Source organism: Embleya sp. NPDC059237 (assembly GCF_042754105.1).
Taxonomy (GTDB): Bacteria; Actinomycetota; Actinomycetes; order Streptomycetales; family Streptomycetaceae; genus Embleya.
The window spans coordinates 66,459-86,712 of the sequence record NZ_JBHZAE010000011.1 but is presented as its reverse complement, the minus strand read 5'-3'; the positions used below and the strand labels follow the sequence as shown (position 1 = coordinate 86,712).

Sequence of the window (20,254 nt, the reverse complement as noted above, 5' to 3'; positions counted from 1 at the left end):
GGGCCGACCGGCCGGGAGCCGGGTGCGCACCGCCTGTCGCCCGAGACGAGGGCACCGGTCGGCGTGCCGCCCGGTCGGCTGTCTAGGTGGGTTCCACCGACGCGAACGCGGTCCCTGCCTGCGAGTTTGGCCATGGGGCTCCTTCCGTCGTTACCCGATGCAACGCGAGTCGGTGTCCTCCCAGAGTCCCATTCTGTTTGTTGACGTGTCAATGAAAGGACGATCTTGTCCGTGTGTCCTCGCGCGGACCCCAAAATCCACGGAGGCAGATGTGAAAGCCCTGGTCGCCCGGTCGTACGGCCCGTTGGAGGATCTGGCCGTCGAAGACGTCCCCAAGCCCACCCCCGGCCCCGGGACGATCCTGGTGCGCGCCGAGGCGGTCGCCCTCAACCCCGCGGACACGGTGCTGATCACCGGTGCCATGCGCGACGCCCTGCCGGTCGACCACCCGTTCGTCCCGGGCATCGACATCAGCGGCGTGGTGGAGGCTGTCGGCGAGAACGTCACCCGGTTCGGGGTCGGGGACGCGATCATCGCCTGGAACGGGGTGCCCTCCGGCGCGTTGGCCGAGTACGTCCTGGTCGACGACGCGCCGGGAACGGCCCCACGCCCGGCCGGCCTCGACACGGTACGGGGGGCGGCGCTGCCCACCGGATCCCTCACCGCCGGATCGCTCCTCGACACCGCGAACGTCCTGTCCGGCGGCACCCTGCTCATCGTCGGAGCCTCGGGCGGGATCGGCACCTACGCGATCCAGTTGGCCAAGCAGGCGGGCATCACCGTGCTGGGCACGGGCCGGCTCGAGGACGAGGAGTTCGTCCGCAGGCTCGGCGCGGACCACTTCATCGACTACACCCGCATGAAAGTCGCCGAGGAGGCGCACCGGATGGTTCCGGGGGGCGTCGACGTGGTGATCGACCTGGCCCGGGCCGGCCCCGCGCTCGCCGGGTCGGCCGCCGCGGCCCGGCCCGGCGGGCTGCTCGTCTCGCCGCTCGGCGGTCCTGCGGCGTTCGACCGGGACGTGGCGGCCGCGTACGTCGGGATCACCCAACCCCCGGGCCGCCTCGACGACTTCGCCGCCCAAGCCGTGGACGGGCGCCTACGCGTGGAGGTCGCGACCACGTACGCCTTCACCGATGTGCGACGCGCGGTGGTCGACTTCCCCACGCTCCACCTGCGCGGCAAAGCCGTCGTCATCTTCTGAGTCCTCCCCGTTCCGACACGTCCTTTGTGCCTTTCGTCAGTAAGGAGCCACCACCCCATGCCCGAACCGCTTCTCGACTTCAGCGGCAAGGTCGCCCTGGTCACCGGCGGTGCGACCGGCATCGGCCGGGCCACGGCACTCGCCTTCGCACGCCAAGGTGCCACCGTGGTCGTCGGCGATGTCGACCCGCGCAGCGCCGAGACCCTGCAACTGATCGAAAAGAACGGCGGCACCGGCCTGTTCGTCCCCACCGATGTCACGGTGGCGGCCGATGCGGAGAACCTCGTGCGAACGACCGTGGAGACGTATGGGGGTCTGCATGTCGCGTTCAACAACGCCGGGGTACTCCCGCCGACCGGGCCGCCGGCCGAGCAGAGCGAGGGCGACTGGGACAAGACCATCGCCGTCGACCTCAAGGGTGTCTTCCTCGCCCTGAAGTACGAGATCGCCCACATGGCCGCGAACGGCGGTGGCGCCATCGTCAACACCGCGTCGATCGCCGGCGTCATCGCCGATCCGGGCATGGCCCCCTACGTCGCGGCCAAGCACGGCGTCGTCGGACTCACCAAAGCCGCCGCGACCGACTACGCACGCGCCGGGATCCGCGTCAACGCAATCGCGCCCGGGCTGGTCCAGACGCAGATGACGCAGCCGTGGCTGGACGACCCGGCCAAGCGCGACATCGTCCTTGCCGCCTCACAGATGGGCCGCGCCGCCCAACCGGACGAGATCGCCGGGACGATGCTCTTCCTCTGCTCCCCACTGGCGTCGTTCACCACCGGAGGCGTGCACGTGGTCGACGGCGGCCAGACAGCCCACTGATTGCCGGTCCGATGCCCCGGCCACCCGGCCAAAGCCGCCTCACGAACCCGCCGAGGAGAACCGATGACGTCCATCGCCCCACGTGAACCCCGGACCGCGACCCCCGGACCGCCGCCGCCCTTCGACCCGGAACTCGTTCCCGCGCTCGCCTCATTGGCGGACGTCCTGCCGCCGACGATCCTGCCGTCCATGATCTCCTCCGTCCGTGCGTCCGCCGCCCGCCAGAGGCCCTCGGACGAGGATCTGGCGCGCGGCGGGGCGATCGTGGTGGAGGAACGCCGGATACCAGGGCCGTTCGGCGCACCCGACGTCTCGCTGCTGATCTGCCGCCCACGTGCCGCGACCGGCCCCAGGCCCGCCGTGTACTTCACGCACGGCGGCGGCATGGTCTTCGGCGACAACCGCAACCTCATCGGCGAAATGCTCGACTGGGTGCAGGAACTCGAAGTCGTCCTGGTCTCGGTCGAATACCGGCTCGCCCCGGAACACCCCTACCCGGCCGGGATCGAGGACGTGTACACGGGACTGCTCTGGGTCGCGGACCACGCGGCGGACATCGGCGTCGACCCGGACCGCCTCGTGGCGGCCGGCGCCAGCGCGGGAGGCGCTCTCACCGCCGCCGCCACGCTCATGGCTCGGGACCGCGGCGGCCCACGCCTCGCCGGACAACTCCTCGCCTGCCCGATGCTCGACGACCACAACAACTCGCTGTCGGGCATCCAGATGGCCGGCCTCGGCATGTGGGACCGCATGTCGAACGACACCGGCTGGACCGCACTCCTCGGACAGGCACGCGGCGGCCCCGACGTCTCCCCATACGCGGCGCCGGCACGAGCCACGAACCTGTCGGGCCTGCCTCCGATGTACATCGACGTCGGCTCCGCGGAGACGTTTCGGGACGAGGTCGTCGCGCACGCGTCCCGCTTCTGGCAGGCAGGCGGTGACGCCGAACTGCACGTGTGGCCGGGCGGATTCCACGGCTTCGACGCCATGGTGCCCGGCGCGGCACTGTCCAGGGCCGCGCACACGGCGCGGCTGCGCTGGCTGCGCCGAGTCCTGTAGCCGTGTGCGGTCCTGCACGACCGTCGTCGTCGGGCACCACGGGTGAGGCCGCTTGACGATCGCCCCGCTACGATTTCGGGACCCGTGAACCACGCACCCGGAGAATGGCCTCATGAACGAACCGCGTTGGCTCGACGTGCGTGAGGCCGCCGTCTGGAAAAAGTACCGGGACCTGCGGCGCGAGCTGCAAAGCGCCTTGGACCGACAGCTCGCGCGCGACTCCGACCTGTCCGGGGCCGACTACGCGGTGCTCGTCCCCCTGTCCGAGTCACCGGGCGACATCCTGCGGGCCCGGGAGCTCCAGGCGGAACTGGGCTGGGAACGCAGCCGGCTGTCGCATCAGATCAGCCGGATGGAAACACGCGGCATGGTCGCCCGCGAGCCGTGCGAGGACGACGCGCGCGGCTCGATGGTGCGCATGACCCCCAAGGGCCGGGCCGCAATCGAGGCCGCCGCCCCCGAGCACGTCGAGACCGTCCGCCGCTACTTCTTCGACCCACTCTCCGCCGACGACGTCGAAGCGCTGGATGTGCTCTTGGACCGGCTCCTCGCCGCCCTCTCGCGCGACACGGACTGAACGGCGCGCTCCGCCGGCTCGTTCACGCGCTCCTTCGCGCGGCTGATCGCGGCGCCGAGGCCCGGCCCCCGACACGGCGCACCGCACCCTGGACCGACTCTACGTAACCCCGTTAGGCGATCTTCGCCGATGCGAGACGTCCCACCGCGCTGCGAGTGTCGGACGCGGCAGACCTACGTGAGGAGTGGGCATGAAGATCACCGTTGTGGGGCGAGGACACGTCGGGGGCGGTCTGGCCCGGCTGTGGGCGAAAGCCGGCCACGAGGTCACCGGGCTGGACCGCGACGGCGGCGACGCGGCGGGGGCCGACGTGCTGGTGGTCGCGGTGCCGGGCCCGGCGATCGCCGACGCGTTGGCACGGGTGTCCGGGCTGGCAGGACAGGTGACCATCGACGCCTGCAATCTCTACGGGCCGCGGGACGACACCTTTCCCTCGCTGTCCCACCAGGTGAAGTCGATCGTCGGAGGGCCGACCGCGAAGTCGTTCTCGACGAACTTCGCCGCGACGTACGACCGGATCCAGGCACAGCGCGTTCGCCCGAGCAATCTCTTCGCCGCCGACGCGGCTGCGAGGGAGACCACCGAACAACTGATCCGAGACGCCGGCTACGACCCCGTTTTCGTCGGTGACCTGGATCCCGGAGCCCGCCTGCTCGAGGACGGTTCCGGGCTCACCCGCGCGCTGGCCGGGCAACTCGGCCCCCTCTTCTACCGGTACGGGCGTCCGGGCGAGCTGTGAACCGCCTCCGTCACCACACCCAGGGAGCACGATGAGCGACATCCTGGCAGGCAAGGTCGTCGTGGTCACCGGCGCGGCGAGCGGGATCGGCCGCGCCATTGCCGTCGCGGCGGCCCGACACGGCGCGAGGGCAGTGATCGTCGCCGACCTCACCGAGACCCCGCGCGAAGGTGGCGAGCCCACCGTCGACGCGATCGAAGCCCTGGGCGTCCCGGCGCGTTTCGTCACCACCGACGTCACCCGACGCACCGACGCGGACACCCTGGTGGACGCTGCGGGCGAGTTCGGCGGGGTCGACGTGATGGTGTGCAACGCCGGAATCACACTCGGGTCGGACGGCGCCGACGTCACCGAAGCGGACTACCGCCGCCTGATGGCCGTCAATCTCGATGGTGTGCTGTTCGGCGCGCAGGCCGCGGCACGGCGGATGAAGGCCCGGGCGACACCAGGCAGCATCGTGCTGATGGCCAGCATGGGCGGACTGGTCGGCGCCGGATTCACCGTCGCCTACTCGACCAGCAAAGGCGGCATCATCCTGATGGCCAAGTCCCTGGCCGACGCCCTGGGCCCCGACGGCATCCGGGTCAACGCCGTTTGCCCCGGCACCATCGACACCCACCTGCTCCGGTCCACACCCGACATCGCGCACGCCGCCGACGGGTTCCGGCAGCGGACTCCGCTGCGACGTTTGGGGCAGCCGTCCGAGATCGGTGACGCCGTCGCGTATCTCGGATCGGATCTGTCGAGTTATGTGACCGGGACGGCACTCGTCGTCGACGGCGGGCTGACCTCGGTGATCTGACGACTGTGCCCGACGTGTGCCCCCCTGGACCCACCGGCGCCTCACCGCGAAGGAATCTCGATGAGCGACAACGAACCGACCGCAGACGAACTGAGCGAGGCCGCCAAGGCTGTCGTCCGTCGCAACACCGAGGAGGTACAGGGCGGCGGCGACTTCGCCCTCTTCGACGAGTTGTTCGCCGACGACTTCCTGGACCACACGCCTCAGCCGGGACGTACCCCCGACAAGGCCGGGGCACGCGAGCTCTACCAAGTGCTCCGCGAGGCCTTCCCCGACTTCCACGCGGACATCCACTGGCAGGCGGCCGACAGTGACCTGGTGACGACCTACAAGACCTATCACGGCACCCACAAGGGCGAGTTCCTCGGCATCGCACCCACCGGCAAGCGGATCAGCTTCGAGACCGTGGACGCCATGCGGGTCCGCGACGGGAAGATCACCGAGCACTGGGGCGTCGCGAACCTGTTCTCACTCATGCAGCAGCTCGGCGCTCTGCCGGACGCCACATGAGTGCCCGCCCGTCGTCGATCTCCACCCACGACGCCATGACCATCATGGACGTCCCCGCCCGGTTCGACGTCACCCATTGGCCAAGCAGCGTCGAGAAGTTCCTCGAGCGGACAGAGAAGCCGCTTCACCGGGCCATCCTGAAGAACTACCTCCGCCACCTGCTCCTCGAAGTGTCCGGATACTGGGACCGGCTCCTGGTCCCCGAACTCACGGTTGCCGTACCCGAGTACCGCGTCGGCGACCGGGGCACGGTGCGGGTTCTCAGCGGCAGGGCCGCCGTCGAGGACTTCTACCGGAAGACCTGGGAATCGCGGTCCAACGTCATGGGCGCCCGGACGATGAACATGTGCGTCGAGGATTTCGGTGTCACCACCGAGGCATACTGGGCACAGATCGTGCCCGGCGAGTTCCTGCACGACCACGACATCGACGCCGACCCCGACGCGCACTACCTGATGAACTACAACATCTTCCAGATATTCGCGTACACCGACGAACCCAAGCTCATCGGTGAACGCATCTACGTCGACTCGGCGAGTTACCGCTACGAGAAGTTGGCTCCGGAAGACGTCGTCACCCCCCAACAGGCACGCCGCGAACTCGCCCCGCTGCTGGCCCGCGCAACCCTCGATCGACTCTCACCATAGGCGGCGTCGGCGGCACGCTCATGCCTGGCGCGCGCCGCCCGCATCGCGGCACCGGACGACCCCGCCGACCGGGTCCGCCAGGGGATCCGGTGCCGGGCCGGTGCGGACGTGGCGGTTGAGAACCGGGCGTCCGACTGGGCCCGGCAGGCCGGGAAGGTCGTGAACGGGCGCGTCGCGGCCGGACTGCTGGTCGATCCGGTCGCCGATCCGCGGCAGGAACTCGCCCGGACGGCGACGTTCCCGGTGGCGGCCGCAGCCGCCGCCCTGCGTGTCGAACCGGGCCTCCTGCGTACAGCGCTCCAAGGCCTGGCCGACGCCGGCCTGCTCACTCCGACCTTCCCCGACACGGGAGAACCGGGGGCGAGATCGCCGTCGTGACCCTCGCCCCGACACCCACCACGAACCACAGGCCGGTGTCGTGACCGCCGGCGATCCGCCACCCGGACCACCCGGGCCTTCCGCGGGTGCACGACACGCCGGTCCGCGTGGTGTTGCGTCAAGGTCGGCCGAGGCCGGAGGGGCGTCAGGAGTTGTGCAGGTGTTCCAACGCGTCGCGCAGGCCGGCCCGCGAGGTCACACCGAGTTTGGGGAACGCCTGATACAGGTGGGTGGAGACGGTGCGCGGGGACAGGAACAGCTTCTCGGCGATCTGCCGGTTGGTCAGTCCGGCCGCGGCCAGCCCGACGATCTCCCGTTGCTGGGGAGTGAGTACGGTGCCGTTGGATCCGGTGGTGCGGCCTCGGGTCGGGCCGCCGCAGGCGCGGAGTTCCTTGGCTGCCCGGTCGGCCCAGGGTGTGGCGCCGAGTCGGGCGAACAACTGCGCGGCGGTGTCGAGGTGCCCGCGGGCCCGGGTCGGCGCGCGGCCGCGCCGCAGTCGTTCGCCGTAGTAGAGGTGGATGCGGGCGAGGTCGAACGGCCAGCGTTCGCGGCCTTCGACCGACAGGGCCGCGGTGAAGGCGGGTTCGGCTTCCGCGTCGTTCCCCGCGGCCAAGGCTTCGGCGCCGACCATCACGAAGTTCATACGTGCCGACACGGTGTGCAAACCGGCGTCGCGGGCGGCTTGGATGTGGCGAAGGGCCTCCTCGCGCCGCCCGGAGCGAACCGCGGCCTCCACGACGTCCTGGAAGACCCACAGCGCGTTCCGGGTGAACGGCGGCAGCGAGCCGGCCGGTGCGATGGTCGTCACATGCCCGTACGCCGCCTCGAAGTCCCCTTGGCCGAGCGCGATCAGGGTCCGGACGTGGGCGGCGTAGAAGCGGACGGTGTGCGCGCGCCGGGATCCGGCCCACTGGTCCATCCGGTCGGCGAGCTGCCGTGCCGCCCGGAAGTCGCCGGCCGCGGCGGTGACCGAGCCGAGAAGGTACTTCGCGGGCCAGGCGCGCAGCGAGTACTGGTGCTCCTCGCACAGGTCCAGCACGTCGCGGGCGACGGTGCGCAGTTCGTCCCATCGGCCCGCGAACCAGGCCTGGTGGCAGAACAGGACCAGGGCCTGGATGGCGGGGAAGGCGTTGTCCGCGGAGCGTTCGCCGTAGCCGATGCGCCGCAGGGGCTCCTCCAGCGGGCCGAGGCGGTCGACGTACGATCCGGCGATGCCGACCCGGACGACCTGCAGCGGATCCGACGCGCCGAGCGCCGCGCCGAGTACGGCGTCGACCGCGGCGTCGAGGCGGGCGTAGTCGGCGGGGCGGGCGCGTACGGGGTCGCCGAAGGTGGCCCGGGTCACCTCCAGCGTCTCCGGCACCGCGGTGAAGTTCGCCAGCGCCTCGTCGAAGGTCGGCCACAGCTCGGCCCGTCCGCCGTAGAAGCACACCATCATCAAGGCGGCCATCGCCTCCAACAGTGTGCCGTCGCCCGGGTCGTACGGCTTGCGCTGCACGGCCAGCGCACCACCGAGCACCCGGTGCGCGGTGTCGATGTCCCCGTAGCTGTTCAGCAGATACACCGCGGTGGCGATGGCGGCGGGCAGCGAATCCGCGTCGGGCGCGACCTGGCGCGCGTTGCCGAGCAGCCGGGGTACGTCGCGCAGGTTACCGGTGAGCGTGGCCCCCCGGTATGCGGCCTTGGCCAGGCGCCGGGCCTGCGCGGCCCCTTCCGGGCTCAGGTCCGCCGCTCGCACCAGCGCCGCCACCGCGCTGGGCCCGTCGCCGCGTCCGGCGCTGACGTCGGCGACCTCTTCGAGCAGGGCCGCGATCTGTTCGTCGGGTTCGACCGCGGCCTGGGCGAGATGCCAGGTGCGCTGCTCGGGGACGCCGATCCAGGCCTTCGCGAGCGCACGGTGCACGCTGCGGCGCTGCTCCCCGGTGGACAGTTCCACGACGGCCGAGCGCATGAGTGAGTGCCGGAACTCCAGGCGCCCGGCGGCCACATCGGTGTGGACGAGCCCGACCCGTTCGGCCGCCGCACAGTGCCTCATGCCGCCGGCCATGGCCCGCCGCACGACCTGCACATTCCCGCTGCCCTCCAACGCCGCGACGAGCAGCAGATGCCGGGTGGCCGCGGGCAGGCCCTTGATGCGGGAGGCGAACGCCGCCTGCAGGCGCTGGGTCAGCGGCAGGCGCCGCGGAAGCGCGTGCGATGCCACCTGCTGGGGGCCGGTCAGGGTGGTCGGCAGTTCCAACAACGCCAGCGGGTTGCCCTCGGCGTCGGCCATAAGACGCCGCCTCACCCGTGGTGCCAGTGCCGGGAAGCGGAGGGTCAGCAACGCCTCCGACGCGGCCTCGCTGAGCGGACCGATCTCGAGAAGCGGGAGCCCGCTGTGGTCGAAGAAGCTCTCCTCTCCGGCGCGGGCCGCGGACACCATCCCGGCCCCGGTGCCCAGCAAGCGCCGGGCGACTTGGGCCAGGACGTCCGCACTGGCCCGGTCCAGCCACTGGGCGTCGTCGAGGACCAGGAGCGTGGGCCGGCCTCCGGGGCGCTCCGCGAGCAGGAACGCGACGGCGTCGGTGACGGCTTCGTGGCCGGTGCCGCGGTCGGGGTCGCGGTTGTGGCCGAGCGCCGCGGCGAGATCGGGGTACCGTCCCACGGCCTCCCGCATCTGCGGCGTCGACGTCAGCAACTGGCGCAACGCCCCGTAGCTGGCCTCGGCGCGGTACTGGACTCCTGCAGTCCGCAGCACCCGCATTCCCGCAGCCTCGGCTTCGCGCGCCGCTGTGGCGAGCAGTGCGGACTTGCCGACGCCCGGTTCGCCGAGCACCACCAAGGCGCCGCCGACGCGCGGTATGTCGGTCAGGAACCCGGCGAGCCGCGCCAGGTCGTACTCGCGGCCGATCAGCGATGCGTCCATGGCGCAAGTCAACCTGCGGCACGGCGCCCTGACCAGGCCTTCGAGGTGAGTACATCGGATATCGGAGGCGGTACGGCCGGTCTGCTCGCGAGGCAGGGACGCGGCGCCCGAGGAGTTGGCGCCGGCACGCGCGACGCCGATGAGTCCCTCGGAGACGTCCCACAGGCGTCGGGCGACCTCGGTGCCCCGCGCGTTCGGGGTTAGCCATACCGCGCCGCAAAGGCACTTCCCCGATGGCCTCCCGGCACTGCTCGCCGCGCCCGCCGAGACCGGATTCGCCCGACTGGACACCGCGCTGCGCACCGCCCTGGCGGGCGCGGGCGACTACTTCCCCTCGCGGGTACACGCGACGATGACCACGTACACGCGGTTCGCCACCGACAATGCCGCGTTGCTTGAGTTGATGTTCACCTGCCGGCACCGGACCGAGGCGACCCCTGCCGCCGAGGTGGCGAAGGCACCGTTCAAGCTGATGAGCGGCCTGATCCTCCAAGGCCAGGCCCAGGGCGACCTGCAGGCGGGAGATCCGGAACGGGTCGGGGTGGTCCTGGTCGCGACGCTGCAGTGCGGACGGCGTCGCCCGGCTCCGACGGCGTAGGTCGCGACCGACCGTGCAGCGTCGGCGCTGTGCTGCGCTTGTCGTTATTGGTTGGCGACGTTGGGGTGGAGGTAGAACGTCTCGTTGGGGACCGGGATGGCGCCGAATTGGTCGGGCCATTGGATGACCCAGGCGCCGTCGCCGGTTTCGTTGTGGTTGATGTTGGCGTACAGGCCGGTGGCGTTGTTGCGGAGCAGGGTGAGGTTGGGCATCCAGGGCAGGGGGTGTTCGAGGGTGAAGTTCTGGGTGTCGTGCTGGTTGCCGCCGGGGGTGGGGAGGCCGTCGATGTCGTGGCAGTCCCAGATGTTGAGGTAGTCGCCGGCGTGGGAGCTTTGGCCGTTGGCGATGTCGAGGCATTTGCCGCTGTCGCTGCTCATGACCCGGTACATGGTGTGCCCGTTGGTGGTGGAGGTGCCGATCGGCTGGAGGCGCCAGCGCTGGTTGACGGCGCCGTTCTCGTGGTACTGGATCACGTGGGTGCCGTTACTGTCGCGGCCTTCGAAGACGTCGAGGAAACGGCCGCTGCTTTCGGCGTGGATGGTCAGCTCGGCAGGCTCCGCCCCGGCGCGCATGCCCAGGAAGTACACCGGCCAGTGGTCGCTGCCGCGGTTGATGCCACGCGTGGCTTGCCAGTTGTCGGTGGCGACGTTGGTGATCATGTAGTCGAGTTCACCGCCGCCTTGGTGGGTGGCCTCGCCGGTGTTGTAGATGCGGGAGTCCTGGGGCAGGTTCAGCCCGGCCGCCTGGAGCGGGTTGAGGTTGAAGTCGCCGAGGACCGCCCAGTGGTTGATGCCGCGGCCGACGGTCTCGTCGGCGACGTCCTGGACGAGGGCGCGCACGTCGAAGCCGGTGCCCGAGGCGGCGTGGATCGACGCGAACGCCACGTCGTCCTCCGGGTGGGTGACCATCAGCGCCGAGCGGTAGTAGCCGGGCACCTCGACTACCGCGCCGGGGTTGAATGTGGTGGCGATGGCCAGGTTTCGGGACGGCTGGCGCAGGATGTACAGGTTGCGGTAGTTGCCACCGCCGATGTCCCAGAAGTAGGTGTCGATGTTGCCGTTGGTGCCCAGGTAGGTCGCGGACGCGGGCCGGGTGCCGGGAACTTCCTGGAGGGCGAGGACGGTGTTGTCGCGGGCGATCACGGCGGCGCCCTGCCATCGGTCGCTGCCGACCTGCATGTTCCAGGTCGCCACGCGGTTCGTGTCCGGGTCCGCCGCGTGCGCGCGGCCTTGGCCGACGACCAGGAGCGCGCAGACCACGGCCAGCGCCGCGGTGATGGCTGCCCCACGGCGTACGAGCGCGGCTCGTCCCACGCGGCCCAATTCGTGTTTCCCATATGCGAGTTGAGTCATGGAGCCAATCTTGCAGCGGGGCCCCGACGGCAACAGAGCAGTTCGAGGCAACGTGGGCGCGTGCGGGGGAGCGCTGTTGGAGGTCGTGCTCCGGGTGCGGGGTATCGGAGCGACCCTGTTTCCGGGGATGATCGGCACGACGACGAGCCGGTTCCCACGGTCGCGCGAGCGCGGGTCACCGACCCGGCCGCCACCGTTGTGAGCGCCGGATACCCCGGCTTGGTCGTCGGGCGCATGGTTCACAGGCCGCGGCGGTGGTGGCGTCCCGGCCCGCCGGGCGCTGCGGCGGCCGGTGCGATGCTGCTGGGGTCCGGGCGGGCCGCGGCGGCGAACGCGGCGACAACCGGCCCGCCATCGACCGGCGGCTCAACATCGAACCGGAGACCGCTCGCCGACGTCAGCGCCACCGCCACGGCACCGATCCGCGGCCCGGTTCCCGCGTGCCTCAGTCGGCCGCGGAGCTGACACGTAACCGTGGAACCGTGCCGAGGCTCCAGTGATTTGCCCGGTCCGCGGGCCGCCGCAAGCGCCCCGGAGGGGACGGGCGGGGATCACAGTGCCGTCAGGCGCCGTAGGCGGGTAGTACGGCGCCGCTCACCGGTGCCGCGGCGTCGCCGGCCAGGAACGCGATCACTTCGGCGATCGCGTCGGATGCGACCGCGTGGGCGAGCGCTTCGGGCGGCAGCATGGCTGCGTTCTTCGGCGTGGCGATCAGTTGTGGTGCGACGGCGTTCACCCGAATGCCCAACGGGCGCAGCTCGACATCCAGGACCCCGACCAGGTTGTTGAGTGCGGCTTTGGTCAGGCTGTACGCGGTCATGCCCGCGGTGGGTTCGGTGGCGGGGCGCGCAGAGACGTGCACGATAGCGCCGCCGCCGCGGGCCCGCATGTGCGGGACCACGGCCTGGGTCAACGATCCGGAACGTCACCCGTCGGGTGGGCGTTCGAGGGCGTCGCGCAGGGCGGCGCGGGAGATGATGCCGAGCTTGGGGAAGACGTGGTACAGGTGGGTGCTCACGGTGCGGGGTGAGAGGTAGAGCCGTTCTGCGATCTGCTTGTTCGTCAGCCCTGCGGCGGCGAGTTCGGCGATCTCGCGTTCCTGCGGGGTCAGCGCAGGAGCCGGCCCGGAACCCGGGTGGGCGGCGGGTGTGCCGGTCGCGCGCAGTTCGGTGCGTGCCCGTGCCGCCCAGGGGGCGGCGCCGAGTCGCTCGAAGGTGTCGAGGGCGTCCGTGAGTTGGCGGCGCGCCTCGGAGGTGGACTTGGCGCGGCGGAGGCGTTCGGCGTAGGCGAGGCGGATCCGGGCTTGGGTGAACGGCCGGCGTTCTGCTCGAGGGGTCGCCAGCGCGGTGTCGAACGCCTCGTGGAACGACGTGGCCGGGGCGGTCATCCCGGCCACGGCTGCTGCCACCATCGCCAGGCGCGGGGAGAGTTCGGCGATGCGGGACCGGTGGATGTCGGCGGCGTGGGCGGCGGCTTCCTCGCTGTGGCCGGCGCGGACGGCTGCCTCGACCAGGTCCAGGAGGACCCACAGCGCGGCGGGCTTGTGGGTGGGCACGGTGCCGGGTGAGCAGATCCCGGCGGCGTGCCGGTAGGCAGTGTCGAACTCCCCGTGGGTCAGCGCGTCGAGAGCCTTGGCGTGTGCGGCGAGCTGGAGCACGAAGCCGTGGTGGTTCGGCGCGGCCCAGGCCGTCATCTCGTCGGCGAGGCGTCGGACGGTCTCGCGTTCGCCGCGGGCGGCGGCGACCATGGCCCGGTCGTACTCCAGGAAGCTGCCGAGCAGCCGGTAGTGGCGCCGGGTGGTGGCCGCGAGGCCTTCGTCGGCAAGCCGGAGCACGCCGTCCCAGTCGCCGCCGAGGACGGCGTCGAATCCGAGGAGCGCGAAGGCCTTGAGTGCGGCGGCGACCGCGCCGCCGCCGCGGCCGTGCTCGACCACCCGCCACAGCGCGTCGCGGCATCCTGGGATCCGGTCCACGAACAGCGCCGCGATGCCCAGCCGCACGGCCTCGCCGTGGTCGGCCTGCCCGCCGATGCCGGCGATCGCCCGGTCGAGCATCGGGAGCGCCGCCGCGGCCCGTCGCACGGGGTCCAGGTAGGCGGCGCCACCCAGGGCCAGGGACTCGGGGGGTTCGCTGCCGATCCGGTCCAGGGCCGCCCAGTAGTCGTCCTGCAGGTCGGCGCGAGAGCCGAAGGAGGCGTTGGCCTGCAGGACGTAGACCGTCTCGGTGAGCGCCGCGTCCCAGGCCGCGGCCGGCCGGGCGGTGGTGCCCAGCGCGCCGAGCAGCAGCCGGTGGACGGTGTCGACGTCGCCGCCGCTGTTGACCAGGTACGACGCGGCGGCGACGGCAGCGGCCGCGGTATACCGACGCCCGCCGTGGTCGGCGGCAAGCGCCCGCAAGTCGGTGAGGTCGCCGGTGACGTCGACACCCAGGTAGGCCGCGAACATGGCGCGGCGATCGTCGTCTTCGGGGTCCGGGCTGAGTTCGGCCGCGCGCAGGAGCAGGCGGATGGCGCCGACCGGGTCGCCGCGCCCCTTGGTCTGCAACGCGGCTTCCTCCAGTAGCTGCGCGATCTGCTCGTCCGGCGCCGACGCCGCCTGCGCGAGGTGCCACACGTGCCGCTCGGAGCCGACCGGGTGGCGTCGGGCCAGCTGCCGGTGCGCGTCGCGCCGTTCTTCCTCGGTCGACAGGTCGACGACCGCGGACCGGGTGAGCGGATGGCGGAACCGGATGCTGCGGGTGACCGGGTGGATGCGGATCAGCCGGGCGTGTTCGGCCGGTTCGAGGTCGGCGGCCGAGACTGCGGGGAACAGTTCGCCGGTCCCGTCGAGTGCCGCGAGGAGCAGTTGCGCGCGCGTGGCGGCGGGAAGTGCGTCGATCCGGCGGGCGAACGTCAGTTGGAGGCGGCGGCCGACGGGCGTTCGGCCGCGCGGCGGTTCGGGATCCCCCGTACCGGTGTGCGCGGGAAGCTCGATCAAGGCCAGGGGGTTGCCCTGCGCCTCGGCGATCACCTGTCGGGCAGCTCGCGGCGGCAGCTCGGGGAACGCTCGGGCGAGGAGTGCCGTGGCGGCCTCCTGGTCGAGCGGCCCGACGGTGATCTCAGCGAGCCCGGCATCCTCGAACACGCCGCCCTCACCGGTCCGCACGACGCCGAGCAGGCCGATCCGCGAGCCGCTGATGCGGCGGGCCAGGCTGCCGAACAGGGTGGCACTCGCAGGATCGAGCCACTGCAGGTCGTCGACGACCACCAGGACCGCGTCCCGGCCCGCGGCCTGCGACAACAGGGCGAGCAGCGCGTTCGTCAGCGCCAGACGGTCCGGCGCGTTCCCCTCGGCGAGGCCGACGGCGACGCCGACCGCGCGTCGGCACTCCGCAGGCAGCGCCGCTATCTCGGCGATCAGCGGCGCGACCAGTTGGTGCAGCCCGGCGAAGCTCACCTCCGCCTCGAACTCGACGCCGGACGCCCGCAGGACGCGCATACCGGCCTCCGCGGCGCGGGCAGCGGCGGCATCCAGGAGCGACGTCTTGCCCACCCCCGCCTCGCCGACGACCAGCAGGGCCCCGCCGTCCACCGCCACGGCATCGACGAATCCGTGCAGCAACCCCAGTTCGCGTGCACGCCCCACCAGCGGTCTGCCCGCTATCCATTCCGGCACGGGCCGACCCTACGGCAACATCGGCCCGCGGCAACCGGCGCGGGCCCCAGGCCGCTGCCCGCCTGGGTCAGTCATCTGACGGATTCGCCGCGGACACAGGGTGCGTAGCGTCGCCCGCGTCCACCGAGCATTGGGGTGCCATGAGCGCGACCATCGTTCTCGTGCACGGCGGCTTCGTCGACGGAGCCGGATGGCGCGGTGTATACGACGCGCTGACCGCCGACGGGTTCACCGTACGGATCGTGCAGAACCCGACCAGGTCGCTCGCCGACGACGTCGCCGTCACCCGCAATGTCCTCAATGATGCCCCCGGCCCCGTGGTGCTGGTCGGCCACTCCTACGGCGGCGCGGTGATCACCGAGGCCGGCAACCACGACAAGGTCGCCGCCCTGGTCTACGTCGCGGCGTTCGCCCCCGATCAGGGCGAGTCGGTCGACACGCTGCTGGGGATGTTCGCGCCCGACGGGCCGCTTCCGCCGATCCTGCCGCCCTTGGGCGGCTACCTCTTTCTGGACCGCGGCCGGTTCGCCGACGCGTTCGCGGCCGACATCCCCGTACAGGAGGCGGCGTTCCTGGCCGACTCCCAGGTGCCGTGGGGGCTGGGCGCGCTGGGCGGCATGGTGACCAAGGCCGCCTGGCGCGCGAAGCCCAGTTGGTACCTGAAGGTCACCGACGACCGGATGATCCCGCCCGCCGCTCAAGCCGCGATGGCCCGGCGTATCGGCGCAACCGTCGTCGAGACGCCCGGGAGCCACGCGATCCACGTGTCCCGGCCGGACGTCGTCGCGGAACTGGTCAAGCGGGCCGCGAACGGGTGACTGCGGCCCGGACACGCGCCGGCGCCGAAATACGCACCCCACCCGACCGTGGACCACCAGCGGGTAGCCGACCGGCCCGCCGCCGGAAGCGATGTCCGCTGATGCCTCCGGCCGGCTTGCCACACACCGCCGGGCCGCAAGCGCTGGTCCCTCGTGGCCGTTGCCCGGCATGGTCCGGCACCGGTCGACGCCCACACCGTCCGTCCCGAGCAATTCCATGACACGGATCACAGCCAAGGGCTCGAACTCCGATACGTTGCCCGCACCTTGTCGAGACCGGGCTCGTCCACTTGGAGTGACCGACAGCCGGCGTACTCATTTTGCTTGGCAACGCCGACAATTCAGGACTGGACGAGCATCTGGGGGTGGATACGGTGACACGTCGTGAGGACGACCCGGGAACGCGTGAGGGTCGCGTGGGCGACGAAGCTTCGGGCCTGCAGGTGTTCGGCACCGCCGGTCCGCTCGTCGACCGTGACGAGGATCTGCGGTACATCGACAACCACCTCGCCGGCACACACTGCTCACGGTGTGCTTCTTCGGCGGACGGCCCGCCCTCTGGGCGCCCTTCGACGCCGCCCTCGCCAAATACCCCACCGCCCCGCAACTGTTGGCGGTCACGCGCAGCACCTTCGCCGATCCCACCCATACCGGCCCGGCCGAACTGGGACGGCTGGACGCCGCTGTCGCCGCCCTGCCCCACGCGTCGGACCCGCTGCGCATCGTCCACGTGGCCATCGCCGGGGCGTACGTGGACCGGCTCGACGGGTGCGCGGAGGCACTGAACCGCGTCGCGGACCCCGGGACGCCGCAGCGAGAACGTGGCGACCGCCATCGACGCCCTGTTCCTGCTCGCCAACCACGCCTGGCTGAGCGGCCAATGGGCCGACCTGCGCACACTCGTCGGCGAAGGGCTGGAGCTGTGCGAGCACTACCACCACCCGATGCCGGCCTTCGCCGGGTGTACCACACGCGGTGTGGTCGGCCCTGGACCTGGTGGACGCGGCGGTGCGCACCGGACGCCGGGACGCGGCGGCCCGCCACGTCGCCACCGCCCGCGCGGCCCGCCTGGAGGACGTGTCCTCGCGCCGGCGGATGCTGCCGCTCGCCTGCGGCGCGCTCCTGGCCGAAGAGGACCGGCACGACGGATTCGAGGAGGCCCTCGCCGTCGAGGGCGCCGGGCGCCGGCCGTTCGACCAGGCCGCATCCAGCTGTACCACGGCGAACGGCTGCGGCGCGCCAAGGCTCTGGCCTAGGCACGCGGGCGACTCGCCGCCGCGGAGACCTTCCGGCGCCTGGGCGCGCACCTGTGGGCCCACCGCGCGAACCAGGAACTGCGCGCCTGCGGCAGCCGGGTACCCGCCGCCCCCTTGTCGGATGCCGCCCTGACGCCGCAGCAGCGGGAGATCGCAGGCCTTGCCGCTGCGGGCCCGACCAACAAGCAGATCGCCGAAAAGCTCTCCCTGTCCCCGCGCACCGTCTCCACCCACCTGTACCAGGCCTTCCCCAAACTCGGCGTGACCTCCCGGGCCGGGCTGCGCGACGCGCTCGAACACCTGCAACGCCCGTGACACCGGTTTCGCCTTGGCCGGCGGTGACGCAACACCTGCCGGAACTACGTCATTTGACGGGTCCACGGTCGCCGGTCGGATTCCTACAGTTCGGGCACGGGCCGCAGCCGCCGGCCCGGCGAAACCTGGAGGGAACGATGAGCGACAACGCGCCGAGCGGGACGGTCGTACTGGTCCACGGCGGGTTCGTGGACGGCTCCGGCTGGCAGGGGGTGTACGAGGCCCTCAAGGACGACGGCTACAACGTCGCCGTCGTGCAGAACCCGACCCTGTCGCTGGACGGGGACGTCGCGGCGACACGCATGGTGATCGACGCGGTGCCCGGGCCCGTGACCCTGGTCGGCCACTCCTACGGCGGGGTGGTCGTCACCGAGTCCGGCAACCACGAGAAGGTCGCCAAGCTCGTCTACATCGCCGCGTTCGCCCCCGACAAGGGCGAATCCGTCAACACCCTGATCGCCGACCCGCCACCCGGCGCCGCGGTCCCGCCGATCCTGCCGCCCGCCGACGGCTACCTGCTCTTGGACCGCGACAAGTTCGCCGACGCCTTCGCCGGCGACCTGCCCGTCGCCCAAGCCGAGTTCCTCGCCGACTCGCAGGTGCCCTGGGGCCTGGACGCGGCCGGCGGTGCGGTCGCCACCCCGGCCTGGCGCACCAAGCCGTCCTGGTACCTGGTGGCCACCGAGGACCACATGATCCCGCCGCCCGCGCAGCGCGCGATGGCCGAACGCATCGGCGCGCAGACCGTCGAGGTCGCAGGAAGCCACGCCGTGTACGTCTCCCAGCCCGTCGCCGTCGCCTTGCTCATCAAACAGGCCGCCGCAGGCTGACCCCGGCCAAGAGTCGCACCACCGCAGCGCCCGCCGACCGCCCCGGACCGGGGCCGGACGGCGGGCGCTGAATGTCCCACGGACCAGCCGCTCCCGCCCGGCAGTCACCACCGGCAACCCCCACGCCGTCGGCCTCGGCCCCAGCGCCGTGCGGCCGCCGCCGCATGCCCGCGTCCGGACCTGCGGCCAACCGTTTCGCCGCAGTTCACACAGCTCGCCACAGGAGGAACCCCGCCATGAAGCCAGTACGCAGGAGCCGCAGACTCGTCCTCGGCGCAGCCGCGTTCGCCCTCTCCGGTGCCGCCGCCTTCGCCACGTTGACCCCCTCGGCATCGGCCTCCGGCGAGGACCGCCACCCGCGCCCGCCCAAGCCCACCGTCGTCCTGGTCCACGGCGGCTTCGCCGACGCCTCCAACTGGAACGACGTCATCACCGGACTGCAGAAGGACGGCTATCCGGTCATCGCCCCGGCCAACCCGCTGCGCGGCATACCCACCGACTCCGCCTACATCCGCAGCGTCCTTGCCTCGATCAAGGGCCCGATCATCCTGGTCGGCCACTCCTACGGCGGCGCCGTCATCACCAACGCTGCCACCGGCAACCCCAACGTCAAGGCGCTGGTCTACGTCGCCGCGTTCGTCCCCGACCAGGGCGAGAGGCTCGGGGAGATCATCAACAAGTTCCCCGGCAGCGAGATCGAGGCCGCGCTGAACCAGGTGCCGTTCACCAACGCCGACGGCACCACGGGCATCGACCTGTACATCCAGCAGGACAAGGTCGACGACGTCTTCGCCGGAGACCTGTCGAAGAAGGAGGTCGCGCTGATCGCGGCCGGGCAGCGGCCGTTCAGCGCCTCCTCCTTCGGCGACGTGAACGGCCCCGCAGCCTGGCGCACCATCCCCTCGTACGGCGTGGTGGCCGGCGCCGACAAGGCCATCCCCGCAGCGGTGGAGCGCTGGGAGTACCAGCGTGCCGGCGCGAAGAAGGTCGTCGAGGTCAAGGGCGCCTCGCACGTCGTCATGATCAGCCACCCCGACGTCGTCGAGCGCCTCATCAAGCAGGCCGCCAACGAGAACCGCTGACCCAACAGCCCATCGGCGCCGCGGCCAACCGGCCGCGGCGCCGATGGTGGACCTGTCACTCGTCGCCAAGTAGGCGCACTGGAACGTGCGTGGCTTCCGCTTCCGCTCACTCCACCTGCAACTCGACGAGATCGTCGCCCGTGCCCGGCTCCAGGCCGACGACGTCGCCGAGCGCGCCGCAACCATCGGCGTCAGCCTCGACGCCCGCGCCGCCACCGTCGCTGCCGACTCCTGCGTCACCGCGTTCCCGTCCGGATGGGTCGACGACACCGCGATCCTGCCCGCGCTCACCGGCGTCCTGTCCGCGCTGACCCCGCACATGCGCGACCGCATCAAGTCCACGGCCGATGCGGACCCCGTCACCCAGGACCTCCTCGTCGGCATCACCGCAGCGCTGGAGAAGCAGCACCGGATGCTCCGCGCCGAACGCCATCAATGACCGACGAGCCCTGGCCAGACGCCGACGTCGCGTCGATGTTCGCCGGACTGCTGTCGAATATCGTGGTCCTGTCCCCGCGGTGGGACAGGATGCCGAACTTCGTGGCGATGACAGCCTGGTCGCGTCGGCCCGACGACCTCCTTTAGTGCAGCGAATGACGCTGCTGCTGCGGGGGCGTCGGTGCCCTGCCGCGTGGTGTCGAGGCCCGCCTGGATTGTGCGGGGCGCCGGCCGTTGATGCCGTGCGGTATCTGAGCCGTCGGGAAC

19 protein-coding genes and 1 pseudogene are annotated in these 20,254 nt (G+C 71.5%); 16 read left to right on the top strand and 4 right to left on the bottom strand.

Going from position 1 to position 20,254, the window contains the following annotated elements; all coding sequences use genetic code 11:
• Positions 1–271: 271 nt before the first annotated feature.
• The 9 genes from ACFXKZ_RS30920 to ACFXKZ_RS30880 all read left to right on the top strand — a co-directional run bounded on the left by ACFXKZ_RS30920 (position 272) and on the right by ACFXKZ_RS30880 (position 6,741).
• Positions 272–1,204, top strand: a complete 933-nt coding sequence (locus tag ACFXKZ_RS30920; RefSeq protein WP_380004550.1) for an NADP-dependent oxidoreductase — start codon at positions 272–274, stop codon at positions 1,202–1,204.
• Between the two features lie 57 nt (positions 1,205–1,261).
• A complete protein-coding gene (locus ACFXKZ_RS30915) occupies positions 1,262–2,026 on the top strand; it encodes a glucose 1-dehydrogenase (protein WP_380004548.1) in 765 nt (254 codons plus the stop codon).
• Between the two features lie 63 nt (positions 2,027–2,089).
• Positions 2,090–3,088, top strand: a complete 999-nt coding sequence (locus ACFXKZ_RS30910; RefSeq protein WP_380004546.1) for an alpha/beta hydrolase — start codon at positions 2,090–2,092, stop codon at positions 3,086–3,088.
• Positions 3,089–3,200: 112 nt separating this feature from the next.
• Positions 3,201–3,665 carry a MarR family winged helix-turn-helix transcriptional regulator gene (locus ACFXKZ_RS30905; RefSeq protein ID WP_380004543.1) on the top strand — a complete coding sequence of 155 codons (465 nt, stop codon included), beginning with the start codon at positions 3,201–3,203 and terminating at the stop codon, positions 3,663–3,665.
• 190 nt (positions 3,666–3,855) lie between these two features.
• On the top strand, positions 3,856–4,404 hold the full coding sequence (locus ACFXKZ_RS30900; protein ID WP_380004541.1) for a dinucleotide-binding protein: 549 nt from the start codon (positions 3,856–3,858) through the stop codon (positions 4,402–4,404).
• Positions 4,405–4,435: 31 nt separating this feature from the next.
• A complete protein-coding gene (locus tag ACFXKZ_RS30895; protein ID WP_380004539.1) occupies positions 4,436–5,206 on the top strand; it encodes an SDR family oxidoreductase in 771 nt (256 codons plus the stop codon).
• A gap of 60 nt (positions 5,207–5,266) precedes the next feature.
• Positions 5,267–5,716: an ester cyclase gene (locus ACFXKZ_RS30890; protein WP_380004537.1), complete on the top strand. Its 450-nt coding sequence runs from the start codon at positions 5,267–5,269 to the stop codon at positions 5,714–5,716.
• Entirely contained in the window at positions 5,713–6,363 is a 651-nt protein-coding gene (locus tag ACFXKZ_RS30885; protein ID WP_380004535.1) for a hypothetical protein, read from the top strand. The genes ACFXKZ_RS30890 and ACFXKZ_RS30885 overlap by 4 nt, the downstream gene beginning before the upstream one ends.
• A 108-nt stretch (positions 6,364–6,471) precedes the next feature.
• Entirely contained in the window at positions 6,472–6,741 is a 270-nt protein-coding gene (locus ACFXKZ_RS30880) for a hypothetical protein (RefSeq protein ID WP_380004533.1), read from the top strand.
• 145 nt (positions 6,742–6,886) lie between these two features.
• On the opposite strand, the gene ACFXKZ_RS30875 is transcribed toward ACFXKZ_RS30880, so the two are convergent.
• Positions 6,887–9,646: a helix-turn-helix transcriptional regulator gene (locus tag ACFXKZ_RS30875; protein ID WP_380004531.1), complete on the bottom strand. Its 2,760-nt coding sequence runs from the start codon at positions 9,644–9,646 to the stop codon at positions 6,887–6,889.
• 181 nt (positions 9,647–9,827) lie between these two features.
• On the opposite strand from ACFXKZ_RS30875, the gene ACFXKZ_RS30870 reads away from it, so the two are divergent.
• Positions 9,828–10,244: a hypothetical protein gene (locus ACFXKZ_RS30870; RefSeq protein ID WP_380004529.1), complete on the top strand. Its 417-nt coding sequence runs from the start codon at positions 9,828–9,830 to the stop codon at positions 10,242–10,244.
• A gap of 44 nt (positions 10,245–10,288) precedes the next feature.
• On the opposite strand, the gene ACFXKZ_RS30865 is transcribed toward ACFXKZ_RS30870, so the two are convergent.
• From ACFXKZ_RS30865 to ACFXKZ_RS30855, 3 genes are all read right to left on the bottom strand, one after another.
• On the bottom strand, positions 10,289–11,596 hold the full coding sequence (locus ACFXKZ_RS30865; RefSeq protein WP_380004527.1) for an RICIN domain-containing protein: 1,308 nt from the start codon (positions 11,594–11,596) through the stop codon (positions 10,289–10,291).
• Positions 11,597–12,158: 562 nt separating this feature from the next.
• Positions 12,159–12,509, bottom strand: coding sequence for an SDR family NAD(P)-dependent oxidoreductase (locus tag ACFXKZ_RS30860; protein WP_380004525.1), 351 nt, complete (start codon positions 12,507–12,509; stop codon positions 12,159–12,161).
• A 12-nt stretch (positions 12,510–12,521) separates the two neighbouring features.
• The gene (locus tag ACFXKZ_RS30855; RefSeq protein WP_380004523.1) at positions 12,522–15,248 is read right to left on the bottom strand and encodes a helix-turn-helix transcriptional regulator; all 2,727 of its coding nucleotides are present in this window, start codon (positions 15,246–15,248) and stop codon (positions 12,522–12,524) included.
• 140 nt (positions 15,249–15,388) lie between these two features.
• Between ACFXKZ_RS30855 and ACFXKZ_RS30850 the strand changes: the two genes are divergently transcribed.
• The 6 genes and pseudogenes from ACFXKZ_RS30850 to ACFXKZ_RS30825 form a co-directional block, all read left to right on the top strand.
• On the top strand, positions 15,389–16,066 hold the full coding sequence (locus ACFXKZ_RS30850; protein ID WP_380004521.1) for an alpha/beta fold hydrolase: 678 nt from the start codon (positions 15,389–15,391) through the stop codon (positions 16,064–16,066).
• 975 nt (positions 16,067–17,041) lie between these two features.
• Positions 17,042–17,455, top strand: a complete 414-nt coding sequence (locus tag ACFXKZ_RS30845) for a hypothetical protein (RefSeq protein WP_380004519.1) — start codon at positions 17,042–17,044, stop codon at positions 17,453–17,455.
• Complete coding sequence (locus ACFXKZ_RS30840; RefSeq protein WP_380004517.1) at positions 17,437–17,637, top strand: helix-turn-helix transcriptional regulator; 201 nt, start codon at positions 17,437–17,439, stop codon at positions 17,635–17,637. The genes ACFXKZ_RS30845 and ACFXKZ_RS30840 overlap by 19 nt, the downstream gene beginning before the upstream one ends.
• Before the next feature lie 137 nt (positions 17,638–17,774).
• Complete coding sequence (locus tag ACFXKZ_RS30835; RefSeq protein WP_380004515.1) at positions 17,775–18,467, top strand: alpha/beta fold hydrolase; 693 nt, start codon at positions 17,775–17,777, stop codon at positions 18,465–18,467.
• A 236-nt stretch (positions 18,468–18,703) separates the two neighbouring features.
• Positions 18,704–19,549, top strand: a complete 846-nt coding sequence (locus ACFXKZ_RS30830; RefSeq protein WP_380004513.1) for an alpha/beta fold hydrolase — start codon at positions 18,704–18,706, stop codon at positions 19,547–19,549.
• Positions 19,527–19,988 (top strand): annotated as a pseudogene (locus tag ACFXKZ_RS30825) (DNA starvation/stationary phase protection protein); the annotation flags it as partial. The gene ACFXKZ_RS30830 and the pseudogene ACFXKZ_RS30825, both read left to right, overlap by 23 nt.
• Positions 19,989–20,254: the final 266 nt, after the last annotated feature.